We start from the raw sequence: 14,956 nt of genomic DNA, 5'->3' as shown, positions 1-14,956 counted from the left end.
TGCGTACATTTTGTTTAGTTGGAAGATGCCAGAGAACCAAAGTAGATAACAAGCGCGAGGAATATGGCAACTATTACAAATAAAATAATGATTTGTTTTTCGAGTGAATATTTACACAGGAATGGTATATGTTGTGCTAAACCCGCCACTTGTTCAATCGGTTCATCCTCATTTGTTTCTTCTTGGGACACATATCCTCCTTCCTCCATAATTTCTAGAGCACGAGGTAAATCCTTCTCCAGGATTTCCAGTCTGGCGCCACCTATATCTATATAGCCAGCCATAACCTGGCTACTGATTTCATTTCGTAGATAACATTCGATGCCCTCAGCCCGGAGAAGAGATATTAATGTTTGTGCTTCTGCAGGATATGTGAACCTTGCTATTTCCACCATTTTATCCATAACTGTGTCGTTTTGTACAAAGATAGCCGTTTTTCGCTAGAATGCAATAGCTATTTCTGCTCCGATCTGGAATGGTTTACCTTTCTGGACAAACGGACGATCTAATGATTCAAAATAGAATGCGGCATAATCTGTATTTGTAATATTACGGCTCCACAGATTTACATTGACGATTCCTTTACGAACACCAGCTTTAGCATTAAGGGTTCCATAGAAGTTTTGTGTGATATCATTATATTCGGTCCAAAATATTTTACCTGTCCCGCAGAATTGAGCAGAAACAGTAAACTGGTCCAACCAACAGTTTTGTATCAGTTTTGTATATTGGACTCCGATATTTAATGTGTGCCTCGGAGTGTATGGAATGAAATTTCCTTTACAGTCAGTAGAAATAATTTCTGAATTTGCTTTCTTTTCACTGATATAATTGCGGAATGTAGCACGTGTAAAACCATAATTTACATCGGCCGTCAGATTGCCGGTCAGACGGGCACGTAATGATATTTCCGTACCGACGCTCCGTGCTTTTCCTGCGTTTGTCAGAATACGTCCGTTTCCGCTATCAACGAACTTGGTCAGTTGAAGGTCGCGTATATCCATATAGAATAATGTGAATTCGGCACTCAGGCGTCCGTTAATCAATTCGCTGCGGATTCCAGCTTCGTAGTTCCAACTATATTCCGGTTTGTAAGCCGATACTTCATCCAGTGGCAATGGTTCTTTTATAGGAAAAGGCAACATGCTTTCAACAGCTTTCATCATGTCGTATTGCATCTGGCTCTTCATTACATCGGCAGACATTTGCACATTGTATCCTCCTGTTTTATATCCTTTGGCAACCGATAGATAAGTGAATGTAGTAGGAGTGCATTCATATTTAAGGGATACTTTGGGCAATACCTGCCAGAAGTCTTGTGATATGCTTTCGTCTATTTTTGATGTTGGATATGGAAAGAATTTATCTAGTTCCATAGCCGGACTTCCGTTAAAACTGACTCCCATCTTCATCCTGGCTTCCGAGTTGTATGTCATTTTTTGCTTTTCATAATCCAGACGTATGCCTGCCGTAATGGACAAACCTTTTACAAACAGATTATTGTAAGTAGACTGGTGGAATAAAGCTACCCCGTAAGAAGGCGTGTCGAATGATCCGGGAATAAGCAGGTTTTCATCCATTACAACAAGTTGGGGCATTTTGGGGTTTTGTTCTTTCAAATCGTCAAATGTTTTCTGTAAGATATTTTTGATGCCGTCTTCCTTGAAGTTTACAGGCCCTTCCGTATGCAATGCATCATAAAAACCATATAGACCGAAAGACCATTGGTAGTCTTTTTTTGTATTGCTCTTAAAGGCTATTTCCTGACTAACGGCATTTTGTTTTTGTTTCTGATTCAGGGTAAACATGGATAAGGTGTCGAAGTCCTGATCCATTTTCATGTCATCTTTGAAGTACTGATATCCTGTAGTACTGCTAAATACGAATTTGTCGGTTTTATATTCCAAGGAAAGATTGTTATTGACCATTGTCCGTTTATATGAACTGGGATCATTAAAACGTACGGGTTCAATTTTTCCTGTTTCTTTATTGTAAAGTCCGTAGGCAAAAGCGCCCTGATTGGTATAGTCAGCGGATAAGGAGTAAACTATGCGGAAGTTGGGGGTGAAACGGCCTTCCAATTTGATGCGACCACCTGCCACGTCTCCTTTGTCTACACGCTTCCCTGTGTATTCGTTTGTATAGAATCCATCGTTATGGTCGTAGTAAACACCGGCTGTAAATCCTATTGTGTTACTTAATTTTCCATAGTGAGATGCTTTGATTGTATATTGTCCGTAGCTTCCGGCAGCAACAGATAGTTTCTTTCCCTGAAAATCAAAAGGAGAGATGGTATACACATTTATAATGCCTCCCATAGCATTTCTGCCATATAATGTGCCCTGAGGACCACGTAATACTTCGATACGCTGTATATCTGTCAGGTCAAAATCGAATGTACTTTTATCCAGATATGGGACGTTATCTACATAAAGGCCTACGGATTGTCCGCTACTTCGGGCTCCAATTCCACGAATATATATAGCAGAAGTTAGCTTTGCCCCGTAGTCGGGCATATAAAGATTTGGAACGAATGAACTGATATCTTTTAGTGCTTCGATTTGTCTTCCTGCAATTTGTTGAGGAGACAGAATGGAGACAGAACCGGGTAGTGTGCGTAGATTGTTTGTTTCTTTGGTGGATGAAGTAATCACTACGTCATTTAAGTTGTATGTTTTGATAGTGTCGTTGTTGTGTACTTCTTCGGCTGTAACTGTTTGTACAGCCAATAAAGTAAGAACCGCCAGTGCAGACAGGTAGTGTTGTTTCATGCAAATTCCTTTTGTTAGTAATTATTTTGTTTGCAAAGAAAATGGAAAAGAGTGGGATGGGCAATCACTAGATGTAGTGATTTTTAAAATTCTTCTCCGGATACGATTCCATTCATGATAGCATAGAAAGTAAGGCCGGAAACTGTTTTAATGCCAAGTTTTGCAGTGATATTTTTACGGTGGGTGAGTACTGTGTTAAGGCTGATGTTTAATTTATCGGCAATCTCTTTGTTTGTAATACCGTAGGCAATGAGTTGAAGTACATCTGTTTCGCGGGAAGATAATTCTTTGTTGTTGTCGCCGGAAGAAGTATTGGGGGTGTCGGTTACCAGGTATTGTTGTAATTGTTCGATGATTGTTTCTTGTGAAGCTTTTGTCATGAGGTGGTTTAAAGACTGTTGACAGCGCATTTCTTCTATTCCGTCTGTTAAGATGATTGTTTTGCTTCTGCGGGGAAGAAAGAAATCGGTGTTGAATGTAAAGGTTTCAGGTTGTACAAAATAGTAATCAAATAAATCGTTCCCCCCTGCACAGAAAACGTCAAAGGAAGGGAAGATGTTCACTTCCACTGGAGGAAAGTATTCGTTCAGCAAGCTGTAGAGTCCCAGACTTTGCAATGTGTCGGGCAAAATAATTGCTATTTGTTTGTTTCTGTGCATTTTGAAACAAAGCGTTAAATACAGAGTTTCTCCATCGCCGAAACCATTGGCATGAGGATGCGATAGCGTATCCGGTTGTGTTGTTTTATGTCTTTTTCCAGACTACTGACAGCAAAAATTACAGCATAACATAGGTTCTCATCATATTCGCCGGATAAGTGCTTGATCATAATGCTTTTCAAGTCTGCCAGCAATTCTTCGATGGTATCTTCTTCCGGTTGGCTGGAATTTAATAGTAGCTCTTCCTTTGGTCCGGAATGGAGTTTCTCGCTTAATGAAAGACAATAGGGGAACCATACTTGTTCATCTTTTCTGATTCGTGTAGTCAGTTCTTCCTTAAATGAGGAGAAAAACTTACCAATAAGGTTAAGAGTATTGTTACCCGGTGTACTCATGGAGATGAATGAACCGAGATGGCGTTCTATATTGGGTAGTTGGTAACGTTGGTAATATTGATTGGTTTTTGTCAGATAGTCAATAATCTGTGAAGTATGGAAGGTCCGAAGTTTCTTTTCCGGAAAATACTCTTCATTGAGAAAGGTGTTAATGACAGTCAGAAAGAAGTCCGTATCCAGAGTATACTCATTACAAATAGCGCTCACGGACCTGTCCCCCAATCCGAGACGGATCTCGAAACGGTTGATAACAGGAATAAGTGAGGGATGCTCTTGCACCACCTCACTTAATTGCATATTAGGATAAACTAATGCCATATTGTATTAAGCCTGTTCCCATTGTTCGCGTAGCAGTTTTACTGCGGCAGGTACTACCGTTTCACGTTTGCCCTGGCAGCCACATTCAAAACTTACATATTTATCATAGCCAATCATTTTTAAGCCTTTGAAGCCGTTTATATAATTGTCGGCATCCCCATCTTCGCCCGGCATACTACGACGTTTACGGCTGGCCACATGTACATGTTGCAGATAATCTCCTGCACTAATAAAAGCTCCCATGTCCGATGGTTCTTCCCATGTCATGTGCCAGAAGTCGCCCATACAGCGTACACCCGGATTGTTGATGTCGCGACAAATAGATGCCGCATCAGCTACCTGACGGAGATAGAAACATTCTTTGCGGTTTAAAGGTTCAAATATGACCGTTGTTCCGTTTTGAGCGGCAAATGTTCCCATTTCATTAAATTGTTCGCAAAGGAAGTCGCGTGTCTCCATAGTGTGGGGCAACACGGGAACTTGCCCATTAAATGCTGGTACGATGATTACACCTGTCGAACCTAATTCGCCGGCAGCAGTAATAATTTCTTTCATTGTGTCCATGCATTGCTTGCGGATGGCTGGATCAGTAGAAAGGATAAAACCGTCAAAACCGGCACAAATTGCACTGACCTTGATATTGCGTCCGTTCAAAGCGTCTTTGATCTCTTTTACGCGTTCGCCGAGGCCTCTGCCACCGGGTTCGAAACCAACGACCCCTAGTTTCTCCATGTAGTCTAGCTTCTCATTCAAGCTTTCGCCGGGAGCCGTACCCTCCTGGAAAGATATTTTTAGCTCTGCTTTTTTATCATTTAGGCTACATGCCTTTTTTTCACCTGCCAGTGTCGCTGTTTGCTGGCCGGACTTTGATGAACAAGCTGCAATCGTTGTACTACCCACTGCAAGAGCTGCGCCTGATAGGGTAGTCCTTAAAAAGTTTCTTCTGCTGAATGTCATATACTTATCGTTTATTTTTTATCCTGAGGTTTGCCTGGAACAGGAACAGTAAAGCCACTCATATCCATTTTGCCGAGGTTCAAATCTTTCGGGGTATAATCGAGAGCCGAGGCTGTCATCGTTTCCCAGGTTATAGCTTCACCACTGTAGGCCGATTCGCGTCCCATAATGGCTGCCATGTTGGATATGGCTGTTTCCGAAGCTTGTTCGATAAGTTTGCCGGCACGAATCGTATTTATCCAGTTTACATGTTCCAGGGTATAAGGATCACATTGTTTGAAGTTAGCTTTTTCGGCTTCACTATCATATTTCCAGATTACATTACCAGCCAAATCTTTGATCTCCATTGTGCTGCTGTCCCATGAACCGCGTGTACCTTGAATAAATTCGCTTACGTTGTTAGCACAACCATCTATCTGGCGTGACATACTGTGTAGATGGATGCCATTCTCCATGGTAAAGTCGATACTGAAATTGTCATATTGATCGCCTGTAACACGACGTTGACGTGAACCAAAACCTACAGCTTTTACCGGTTTTAGTCCGCTGAACCAAGTAAATACATCTATATTATGTACATGCTGTTCTACAATATGATCGCCCGATAGCCATTTCCAGTTTACCCAATCTTTGATCATATATTCGCAGTCGTTCCAGCCTGGTTGACGATCGCGATACCAGAGCATATTCTGATTCCAGTAAACAGTTCCACCCGTGATTTCGCCGATCAGACCTTCCATGATCTTTTTGTAGGATTCTACGTAGCTGCGTTGGTGGTGACGTTGTGTTCCGGTTACAACGCAAAGGTTCTTGGCTGCTGCTTGTTTAGCCGTAGCCATGATGGTACGATAACCTACAGGGTCTACACATATAGGTTTTTCCAGGAAAGCATGCTTACCTTTTTCAACTGCATATTGGAAATGCACCGGACGGAAAACAGGAGGAGTGGCTATGATCACTACATCCACGCCGCTATCTATTACTTGCTTGTATGCGTCTAATCCAACAAAACGTTTGTCTGCAGGTATGTCGATGCCTTTTTCGTCTTTCAGTTTCTTTGCCAGATTGTCTACTTTTTCCTGGAAAGTATCGCCTAATGCTACGACTGTTACTCCGTTAGCTGCGTTTAGGAAGTTAAATGTTGCACCTGATCCGCGGCCTCCGCAACCGATAATACCGGCTTTCAACTCTTTTCCGTCAGCTGCCATGTCTGGTAATTCGGGAATATAATAGGTTCCTGCCTCTTTCAGAGGTTTCGGTGCATTGGTTTTTTCGCCACCACAAGAGGTTAAAATAACACTTGCTGCACTGCCTGTTCCTACGGCTCCTAGTGCACTTGCAAGTGCAGAGCTTTTAAGGAATGATCTTCTACTGATACTGTTTTCTTTTTTCATGATTTTCTATAAAGTCTTTTAAGATTGATTTTTCTTTTATTTAGCACCTAAAGAGGCGTCCGGTTCACAAACTACGCGGAAACCAATACCACGAATGTCAGAATACCACCAGATACTCTTAGGCTGTTGTGGGTCTGTTTTCAACCAGGCATCGTGTTTTGTATGATCGCGGGCTGCACAACGTACGTCTGCAGCATCAGAGGTATAGTTGCCACCACGTACCACCCATTCTGTACCTTCCGTAACGAGCGGATTTTTTTCATTTACACTGCTCTTACTATATGCTTCCGGATTATATTTATCGGCACAATATTCCATTACATTTCCCAACATATTTTTCAGGCCGAATGCATTCGGTAATACTAAAGCAGGTTCCTGCGTCTTATTACGGCTGTTTTTGCTGTAAATCACGTATGAACTTATACTATCTGTTTTTGCGTCAAAGAACTTACGCCAAAAACCCTGATCGGAGAAATCTTTTGGATTACCTGCAAAGAAATAAGGAGTTTCTGTTCCTCCACGGGCTGCATATTCCCATTCAGCCTCAGTAGGTAGGCGATATTTTTTTCCAGTCTTTTTAGATAGCCATTGGCAGAATGTTTCTGCAGCATAATGGGTCATGGTGATAGCCGGACGGTCGCCTCCTCCCCAACCTTGATCCGGGAAACCGAAAGGAGGAGTAGGTCCGGATATTGCATCTACATTCGGATTACTATTATTAGCATATATTTTTTCGGGTGGTGTACGTCCTTCACTCATGGTATTGCCATAAAATGCCCAGTACTGATCCCAGGTTACTTCCACTTCCGCCATAAAGAACGGGCTTAGCGTTATATTACGAACCGGAGCTTCGTCGGCTTTGTGGAACGGTTCTTTCTCAGTGCTTCCCATTTCAAATGTACCGCCTGGGATCGCGATCATTTTGAATGAAACGGCGGTACCCGGAATTTGTTCGGTATAGTTACTGAATGAGGTCAGTCTGACTGTATCAGTGAAAAACTTGCTTGAATCGCTTGCTGAAACCTTGTCAGCTCCCGGTATGCCTGTCAGTTTGGAGTGAACATAGTTCGGATTATAGTGTCCTGCATCCAGGTGACAACTGATACATTGCAGGTTCAGCTTCTTTTCATTTTCATCATAATAAAGATGGGCAGTTACTCCATCGTTAGAAATACCTTCAGGGAAAAGATTTTGATGGCATTCTTTACATGATTCGTTCGGAATGTATTTTACTGCATGTTCAAGTTCTGATTTGCTGTCCCAATTAAAATCAGCACTATCTTTAGTCAGGTAAGACCATACATCTGTCAATCCTAATTTTGCTTTGGCTGAGTAATGAGCCCACGTGTTGTTCTGTGGCGGAAGATGGCATGCAACACAATGTGTTTTGACTCCACTTCTGTTATTTACGTGTTTCGATAATTTCCAGCTAGTTTCTACATGCGGATGAACATGGCATATCATACATGATTCGTCTGTAGAGAAGTATACTGAAGTTTTATAGGCAGCAATCATTATTCCTGCTCCAAAAAGTATTCCCAACAGTAAGATAAAGCTTTTTCCTTTGAAAAAACTTCTCTTTTTGTCGGAAGAGTAGCGTTTCGCAAATCTATTGTCCGTCATTTGTTTTTATGGTATTCTTAAATTGTAAGTCTTAAATTAGATTTAAAATCGGCAATAAAAGTAGCATATTCATTTATAAAAATGAAAGGGTATGGCTTCTATTTAACGAATTATATCTCGAAATTAGATTTTTTTTATATCGGAAATAAAGGTGCAACATGACAGATACTTTGTAAAACAAAAAACGATAGTAAATTTTTTACTATCGTTAATTTGCACGGAAGGAGAGGCTCGAACTCCCGACACCTGGTTTTGGAGACCAGTGCTCTACCAACTGAGCTACTTCCGTATCGTTGCGGGTGCAAAAGTAGTTTAATATTTTTAATATGCAAGGGGTGTCGTATGTTTTAGGGTAATTTTTATCGGATGAATACCATTTGGCTTTAAATATATCTTATAATTTTCTGTATTTTGTGTTTTGTAATTATTTAATCTATGACATGGAAACGTATTTAGCCTTGAGCTTGTATTTTGAGGGCTTTATGGTGAAAATCAAGTAGACTTATAATCATTAGTTTCTTATCAGGTATTTGTCTGCTTTTTTAACTAATATTAGTGGTGAATTCTGCCATTTAATGGATAAATTGTTGTTAATATTGAATTAAAATTATGATATTTACACACTATGCTCTAGTTATCTAAAGATACATATCTGATTGAGATTTTTATCATAAGGTTAGCCAATGCATATATCTGATTTTATAAATTAATTTATCAATTATCTTATGTCTGATTATCAAAATAAATTAGAAGCCATCAGAACCTCTGGGTTTAGGTTCGAAATACATTTGACAGAACATTGTAATTTGAATTGTAAGGGTTGTTCTCATTTTTCGCCTTTGGCTGATGAAGAGTTTTTAGAAATTGGAGCGTTTGAAAAAGATATGGCGAGAATGGCGCAACTATTTGATAGGAATGATATCCAGATGATAACCCTATTGGGTGGAGAACCTCTGTTACATCCGCAAGTGAATGATTTTATGAGAATCGTTGTGAAATATTTTCCCTATATGCCTTTACAACTGGTGACTAATGGATTGCTATTGCTTAATAAGTCTAAATCATTCTGGGAAACGTGTCGGGCAACAGGTACGTTCATCCGTGTTAGTCATTATCCTATTTCATTGGATTTTTCAGCATTCAAAGAAAAAGCAATGATAGAAGGTGTAGACCTTTTTATCGAGCCGGAAGAAGCTCCTAAAAATTTCCATAAAGATGTTTATGATCTGTCAGGCTTGGCCGATGATCAATTGTCCCACGCGGCCTGCGAAATTTTTGGTTCTTGCTGTCAATTAAATAATGGAAAGTTCTTCCCCTGTAATAATGCAGCCAATTTCCATCATTTAAACCGCTTTTTTAATCTGGGAATTTCAGAGTCCGCTGAAAATTATATCGATATTTACAAAGCACAGTCAAAAGACGAATTTATTAAGTTGATAACATCTCCGATACCCTGCTGCAAATATTGCAATATGAATGCACAGGAATTGGAAATAAAGTGGGGTCGCTCAAAGCGAAGTTTGGACGAATGGACTTAACTAGGCAGTAGCTCTATTATATACGGGCAAAAACAAACTTATCCAACTCTCTTTCATCTGAGTGAAATAGTTTTATAAAACTATAAAAATCAAGCGACATGAAACAAACCAATATTTTCGCAAATGAATGGTCTATTGTATATGATACTTTGTCGAGCATGATAACTGAAGCATTAGTTATTCTTGATTTTGAGCAAAAGAATTTTCGATATATACCAAACCATGACTTGATCTTATGTGGTTACACGCAAGAAACACCAAAAAATCTTGGTTATGATTTTTTCAAAAATATAATTCACCCGAACGATATATCTTTTGGAATAAAGATATATAATATTGTTTTACAGAGTCTGAATAATAATGAATGGCTCGCAGATCAAATCAATTATTTTTCTTTTTTACTCCGAGTGAAAAGTTCTTTATCATCAGACAACAAGTCCAATTATCTGATGACATACGTAAAGTTGAAACCACAATGGTTGAATGAACAACTCCGATATGGAATTTGCATGCTATCCGTTTCCGTTATCCGAAAACAAGATAATCAGCTATGTGCACACTATAAGAATCTGGATCACTCTAATTACTCTTTTAAAACAAAAGAATGGACACATTATCCATTTTCACCATTGAGCAAAAGGCAAAAAGAAATGCTTGTATGGGCCCAACAAGGATTTTCACTAAAAGAAACGGCTGTTAAAATGGGTGTATCTGATAAAACAATAGAAAGCATAAGATGTGCACTTTTTGACAAATTCGGAGTAAACACCATAGAACAAGCTATTCAATATGCTTCCAATCGCAGACTGATCTATCATACTTATTCTGTTCAGTCTGAAACTATCCAATAGGTTTAGTCTCTGGAAAAATGGGATTGTGTATCTTTCTCTTTTTCAAATAAAGAACATGGAAATCAAGATATCTATATAACGAATGGCTTGTCTTCCATATATATTCAAATGAAAAATCCGGAATATAGCTTTGACTATAACCCGCAATTATTCTTTGCCAGAATAAATAATTCGGAGGCATGGCATACACTACAAAATAAAGAATTCTATTTTCGTAAATACAGCCGATTATTTGATGGTTTTCCTGGAGCGCATCTGGTACTGTTACATATAAAAAAATACTTCTTATGAAATACGAATTGAAAGACACTACTTTTATTTTTATTGTCCGGATCGATTCGATAATCCGGTTAGAGAATTTACTGCTTGCTCTGGATATTCTGGAATCCGGTTTTGACACCAATATCCTTGTGGTAGAAGCTTCGTATTATAACAACGGAATACTAAAACGACAGATCAGCAGTACCGTCTCTTATCAATTTATAGAAGATAAAGACCCGATACTTCACCGAACCAAACATCTGAATACAATTCTAAAACAGATAAATACAGATATCATCGGTCTCTGGGAGGCAGATATTATTTTGGAATATTCCCCAATTATAGAAGCGGTACATCAACTCAGAACAGGAAATTGTGATTTTGCATTTCCGTATGACGGCAGATGTTTCGATACTTCCGAGATTCTTAGAAATCATTATTTGCTCCATAGAAATATCGATTTTTTGAAAAAGAATATATCCAAAATGGATTTAATATATTCCAGTTCAAGTAAAGGAAATGCAGTTGGAAGCGTTTTATTCCATCTTACGCATCCTAGAGATCAAAACGGGAAAATCAGGTCAGATTATTATGAAGCCAAAATAATGAATGAATATTATAAAACTTGGAATTCAACAAAAGAAGAACTGACAAATAAACTTCACGAATGAAAAATATAGGGAAATCACCTATTGTATGATATTTTCTATTTGCTCAATTTTGTCGCATATCACGTATCATTCAATGAGTATTAATTTAAAATCCAAAGAACATAAAAAAACTTGAAAAACTAAAATTAAGTCAACTTAGCGAAAACGCGTTAAATGCAAGACAGCAGGACATCTTAAAAGGTGGGGCACAATGCAATTGCACTTGCTCTACTTGTGGTTGTACTAGTTGGGACGGCACAGGTCCCATCACACCAGGACATTCTTCAACTGATATGGGGATGGGGACTATTACTAGAGACAGCACAGCTATGAGAGCGTCATATTTATGTATTGCTTAATAAAATACTATGAAAACAAGACATTTCAGCTTACTAATATCCTTTTTTTTATTGGGAAGCCAAGTAGTAAATTCCCAATCAAAGGTGAGTAACTTGCCTGTATTTGATTTTTCAAAAGATTATCCTCAAAAAAAGATGTGTCTTCAAGACATGGCAGATATTGAATATATACCATTGGAGACAACCGATGATATTTTATTGAGTGGAGCAGCGAAGCTTTCTGCTGTTACCAATAAATATATCCTTGTACACGAACTTCAGTTAGGCGACATATTTCTTTTCGATCGTAGCACCGGAAAACTATACTCCCACTTCAACCACAAAGGTCAAAGTGGCATGGAATATTCATGGATTAAAAACGGGACAATTTTAGATGAAAAAAAAGAGGAAATCTATGTGTGTTCCCAATACATACAAGTTTATTCTTTAAAGGGAGAATACAAACGAACTTTAAAAATAAATGGGTTTGAAAATGATATGCGAATTCTAAACTATGATGACACATCTTTACTTATCTATGACGAAGTAATTATAGAGCCCGGACATGAGAACAAGACTAAAAAAAAACCTTACCGACTTGTGTCCAAAAAAGACGGTAGTTTGATTTCCGTATTAAGTTTAGAGTTCTCGAAAAGATATTCAAACAAAATTGCTCAACATTTAGAGAATAACATGTGGAGATCTTTTGTAATTTCTTACTCTCATAATATGCATTATGGTTCAGATATAATAATTGCAGATATATCATCCGACACACTGTATCAACTATCTCCAAGCAAGGGACTAATTCCTCTATTAACCCGTACCCCATCAATCCACGCCCATGAACCCAGAAATATATGGACTCCTTTTTTAACAACCGACAAATTTATGCTGATAGGTACATTTCTTTTAGATTTTAATCCGAAAGGAGGAGGACCAATTCCTTCGTTTATGCTTGATTTTAGAACCAGAGAAATAAATAAAGCATCTATTTGGGATACAGAATATGAAACGAAATCTTGGAGACAAGGAAGATGGGGTGGGCCAAATGGAACACCTGCCATTGCAAAAAACATGGCTGCCGAACTGATTCAGGCATCATCAGTTATAGATGCTTACAAAGGTAAACGATTGAAAGGTAATGGCGAGAAAGTTGCAAAGAAACTTCTGGAAGATGATAATCCGGTAGTCAGGATTCTTACATTCAAGCAATAAAAAACAAGCATAATGAAAACGATCGGCTTAATAGATGAAAAAGTAATCAAAAACAATTTGATTAATCTCAAAAATATAGTTTTCGAGGTTACTGAAAAATGTAATCTGAAATGCAAATACTGCGGATTATCAGAACGACTATACGAAAAATACGATGTAAGAAAACACCGGGACTTACCATTCAAGAAAGCTCAGTTGATGATAGACTATCTTCTTAGTTTATGGAAAGAAAACTATATAGCAGAAACAAATTCACCACTTATTGTGAGTTTTTATGGAGGTGAACCATTACTAAATATGCCTCTGATAAAAAAAATCATCAATTATATCGAAGAATCGAATATCGTCAGTCGAAAAATTTTCTATGCAATGACGACCAATGCAATGCTACTGGATAAACATATTACCTTGCGAACGTATAGATCATGATTTTGAAGTAGGTTATGTTCATGATAGTTTTGTAGAGTTAGATCATAAATATGTTGCAGAACGACACAATTATTATTTATCAAAAGTGTCAGATCGATGTCTTAATTGCGCTGCCAGTAAATTTTGCTATCAATGTATGTATCATATTGACAACATAAGGAGTCAACATCCAGATTGTCCCAACTTCTATACTCCGGAACTATTCAATAAAGAGAAAGAGCAAAATTTCACTTATCTCCGGGAGCATCCTCATTATTACAACAGAATATTAAACGAAATTAGTTTTACATTGTAGAATTATGAATAAACATTGGTTTACATTATACGGTGATACCTTTTTATGGTTGAAAGACAATACAGGATTAGTCTATAATGCCGGAAATAAAAAAAGATTTCTTTTCCCTGTATCTGATAAAATTAAGGAAATATGCCATCAACTACTGGAAACAGAAAATTTATATACTGTTGGATTAACAGATGAAGCTATCAACGATGATGAAATTAATCAATGGATTCATTCATTAATAGATATGCAGGCCGGATATCTGTCGCTTAACGTAGAGTTTAATAAAAGGCCGGTTTCTTTGAAACCAATTTTAAAAGTTCAGGATAATAGAAAATATTATGAAGAACAGCAAAAACTTGGATTCAAAGGCAAAATTCTTCAAAATCTTCATGAGTTGACATTCTACATGAATGGAAGTGAACAAGGAAATGATGAATACTTTAAACAAGCTATTTATCCGGTCAGGAGCAACGTCCCTCACCTTCAAACTATGAAATAGTATTGAGGCGGCCTAATCTTTGCCATTTTGAAAAACAAGATCGCAAATGAATGGACTTAAACCATGTCACTCGCATATTTCAACCTCCATTGCCCCAAGAAATAGTGTACAGCAAACGCTTTTTCCACTTTATCCTCCATTTCCGGAGTTTCCCTGTTTAGCAATAAAAGAGAAATTTCTCTTGCAGACAAAGGTGTTACTAAATCTGCAGGGAGTAAAGTGATTTCTTCTTTGAAGTCGTATCCTTCATACAAATTATTAATCATCTCGATTCCGGCATTTTGAGTATCGTGCCATGTCATAGTTTGTTTTCTTCCGTTGCCTGAAAGAATAATTTGTTCAATTATCTTTTCAAAAAAAGGATGATGAGGAATGGCTGCCAGCATTGCATTTCCTATTAATTCTTGTTTGCCAAATCGTTCGGCATGCTCCGCCGGTTCAAGAGCCAAACAACAGGAATGTGTTTCCAGAAGGCTGTCCATAGGCTGAATACACTCGTAATCCATGTCAACATACAGGCCGCCTTCGTGATATAAAATCAGATAACGCATAAACTCCCATCTTTGTTTGTTGCAAAGAAATGATTTATAAATCGGAATAAATTCAGGGCAACTATCTTCCAGAAATTTTTGAATAGCTTCATGATCCCATAAACGATAGTTCCATGCAGGATGTTCTTTTTTCCATGATTCCGATACGTCAGACAGAATATCGGGAACACCTGCCGGATTATCATAGATTTGATGGATGATTTTGGGTATTTTCATAA

15 protein-coding genes and 1 tRNA gene are annotated in these 14,956 nt (G+C 38.2%); 7 read left to right on the top strand and 9 right to left on the bottom strand.

The genetic code is table 11. From position 1 onward, the window contains the following. Nucleotides 1–14: 14 nt before the first annotated feature. From ACYIB7_RS11945 to ACYIB7_RS11910, 8 genes are all read right to left on the bottom strand, one after another. Nucleotides 15–404, bottom strand: coding sequence for a putative signal transducing protein (locus tag ACYIB7_RS11945; protein WP_103984294.1), 390 nt, complete (start codon nucleotides 402–404; stop codon nucleotides 15–17). Nucleotides 405–440: 36 nt separating this feature from the next. Continuing rightward, complete coding sequence (locus tag ACYIB7_RS11940; RefSeq protein ID WP_480337181.1) at nucleotides 441–2,771, bottom strand: TonB-dependent receptor; 2,331 nt, start codon at nucleotides 2,769–2,771, stop codon at nucleotides 441–443. An 83-nt stretch (nucleotides 2,772–2,854) separates the two neighbouring features. Beyond that, nucleotides 2,855–3,430, bottom strand: coding sequence for a response regulator transcription factor (locus ACYIB7_RS11935; RefSeq protein WP_480337179.1), 576 nt, complete (start codon nucleotides 3,428–3,430; stop codon nucleotides 2,855–2,857). A gap of 14 nt (nucleotides 3,431–3,444) precedes the next feature. After that, nucleotides 3,445–4,122, bottom strand: coding sequence for a helix-turn-helix transcriptional regulator (locus ACYIB7_RS11930; RefSeq protein ID WP_200817982.1), 678 nt, complete (start codon nucleotides 4,120–4,122; stop codon nucleotides 3,445–3,447). Nucleotides 4,123–4,149: 27 nt separating this feature from the next. Further along, on the bottom strand, nucleotides 4,150–5,100 hold the full coding sequence (locus ACYIB7_RS11925; protein WP_103984290.1) for a sugar phosphate isomerase/epimerase family protein: 951 nt from the start codon (nucleotides 5,098–5,100) through the stop codon (nucleotides 4,150–4,152). 11 nt (nucleotides 5,101–5,111) lie between these two features. Then, nucleotides 5,112–6,494, bottom strand: coding sequence for a Gfo/Idh/MocA family oxidoreductase (locus tag ACYIB7_RS11920; protein ID WP_103984289.1), 1,383 nt, complete (start codon nucleotides 6,492–6,494; stop codon nucleotides 5,112–5,114). A 36-nt stretch (nucleotides 6,495–6,530) separates the two neighbouring features. Further along, nucleotides 6,531–8,117: an SUMF1/EgtB/PvdO family nonheme iron enzyme gene (locus ACYIB7_RS11915; RefSeq protein ID WP_103984288.1), complete on the bottom strand. Its 1,587-nt coding sequence runs from the start codon at nucleotides 8,115–8,117 to the stop codon at nucleotides 6,531–6,533. A 216-nt stretch (nucleotides 8,118–8,333) separates the two neighbouring features. Beyond that, nucleotides 8,334–8,406, bottom strand: a tRNA-Trp gene (locus ACYIB7_RS11910). Nucleotides 8,407–8,842: 436 nt separating this feature from the next. Here ACYIB7_RS11910 and ACYIB7_RS11905 point away from each other — a divergent pair. The 7 genes from ACYIB7_RS11905 (at nucleotide 8,843) to ACYIB7_RS11875 (ending at nucleotide 14,187) form a co-directional block, all read left to right on the top strand. Next, nucleotides 8,843–9,655: a radical SAM protein gene (locus tag ACYIB7_RS11905; RefSeq protein ID WP_480337177.1), complete on the top strand. Its 813-nt coding sequence runs from the start codon at nucleotides 8,843–8,845 to the stop codon at nucleotides 9,653–9,655. A gap of 98 nt (nucleotides 9,656–9,753) precedes the next feature. Next, on the top strand, nucleotides 9,754–10,506 hold the full coding sequence (locus tag ACYIB7_RS11900) for a helix-turn-helix transcriptional regulator (RefSeq protein ID WP_103984286.1): 753 nt from the start codon (nucleotides 9,754–9,756) through the stop codon (nucleotides 10,504–10,506). Nucleotides 10,507–10,793: 287 nt separating this feature from the next. Next, nucleotides 10,794–11,438, top strand: a complete 645-nt coding sequence (locus ACYIB7_RS11895; protein ID WP_480337175.1) for a galactosyltransferase-related protein — start codon at nucleotides 10,794–10,796, stop codon at nucleotides 11,436–11,438. Between the two features lie 101 nt (nucleotides 11,439–11,539). Next, nucleotides 11,540–11,776, top strand: a complete 237-nt coding sequence (locus ACYIB7_RS11890) for a TIGR04149 family rSAM-modified RiPP (RefSeq protein ID WP_103984311.1) — start codon at nucleotides 11,540–11,542, stop codon at nucleotides 11,774–11,776. A gap of 84 nt (nucleotides 11,777–11,860) precedes the next feature. Beyond that, a complete protein-coding gene (locus tag ACYIB7_RS11885; protein WP_480338477.1) occupies nucleotides 11,861–12,973 on the top strand; it encodes a 6-bladed beta-propeller in 1,113 nt (370 codons plus the stop codon). Between the two features lie 12 nt (nucleotides 12,974–12,985). Next, nucleotides 12,986–13,402 (top strand): radical SAM protein, encoded by a 417-nt coding sequence (locus ACYIB7_RS11880; protein ID WP_103984282.1) that lies wholly within the window; start codon nucleotides 12,986–12,988, stop codon nucleotides 13,400–13,402. Nucleotides 13,403–13,701: 299 nt separating this feature from the next. Then, nucleotides 13,702–14,187, top strand: coding sequence for a hypothetical protein (locus ACYIB7_RS11875; protein WP_103984281.1), 486 nt, complete (start codon nucleotides 13,702–13,704; stop codon nucleotides 14,185–14,187). 56 nt (nucleotides 14,188–14,243) lie between these two features. On the opposite strand, the gene ACYIB7_RS11870 is transcribed toward ACYIB7_RS11875, so the two are convergent. After that, nucleotides 14,244–14,954: a glycosyltransferase family 32 protein gene (locus ACYIB7_RS11870; protein ID WP_103984280.1), complete on the bottom strand. Its 711-nt coding sequence runs from the start codon at nucleotides 14,952–14,954 to the stop codon at nucleotides 14,244–14,246. Nucleotides 14,955–14,956 lie beyond the last annotated feature (2 nt).

Source organism: Parabacteroides sp. KHUB-03 (assembly GCF_056640975.1).
Note: the sequence above shows the minus strand (reverse complement) of the source record. Positions and strands in the feature narration are given on the sequence as shown.

What these genes read in the sequence shown, in the direction of transcription:
- ACYIB7_RS11940 (WP_480337181.1), bottom strand. Translation starts at nt 2,771, where the DNA reads ATGAAACAACACTACCTGTCTGCACTGGCGGTTCTTACTTTATTGGCT.
- ACYIB7_RS11900 (WP_103984286.1), top strand. Translation starts at nt 9,754, where the DNA reads ATGAAACAAACCAATATTTTCGCAAATGAATGGTCTATTGTATATGAT.
- ACYIB7_RS11920 (WP_103984289.1), bottom strand. Translation starts at nt 6,494, where the DNA reads ATGAAAAAAGAAAACAGTATCAGTAGAAGATCATTCCTTAAAAGCTCT.
- ACYIB7_RS11875 (WP_103984281.1), top strand. Translation starts at nt 13,702, where the DNA reads ATGAATAAACATTGGTTTACATTATACGGTGATACCTTTTTATGGTTG.
- ACYIB7_RS11880 (WP_103984282.1), top strand. Translation starts at nt 12,986, where the DNA reads ATGAAAACGATCGGCTTAATAGATGAAAAAGTAATCAAAAACAATTTG.
- ACYIB7_RS11905 (WP_480337177.1), top strand. Translation starts at nt 8,843, where the DNA reads ATGTCTGATTATCAAAATAAATTAGAAGCCATCAGAACCTCTGGGTTT.
- ACYIB7_RS11930 (WP_200817982.1), bottom strand. Translation starts at nt 4,122, where the DNA reads ATGCAATTAAGTGAGGTGGTGCAAGAGCATCCCTCACTTATTCCTGTT.
- ACYIB7_RS11895 (WP_480337175.1), top strand. Translation starts at nt 10,794, where the DNA reads ATGAAATACGAATTGAAAGACACTACTTTTATTTTTATTGTCCGGATC.
- ACYIB7_RS11870 (WP_103984280.1), bottom strand. Translation starts at nt 14,954, where the DNA reads ATGAAAATACCCAAAATCATCCATCAAATCTATGATAATCCGGCAGGT.
- ACYIB7_RS11935 (WP_480337179.1), bottom strand. Translation starts at nt 3,430, where the DNA reads ATGCACAGAAACAAACAAATAGCAATTATTTTGCCCGACACATTGCAA.
- ACYIB7_RS11915 (WP_103984288.1), bottom strand. Translation starts at nt 8,117, where the DNA reads ATGACGGACAATAGATTTGCGAAACGCTACTCTTCCGACAAAAAGAGA.
- ACYIB7_RS11925 (WP_103984290.1), bottom strand. Translation starts at nt 5,100, where the DNA reads ATGACATTCAGCAGAAGAAACTTTTTAAGGACTACCCTATCAGGCGCA.
- ACYIB7_RS11945 (WP_103984294.1), bottom strand. Translation starts at nt 404, where the DNA reads ATGGATAAAATGGTGGAAATAGCAAGGTTCACATATCCTGCAGAAGCA.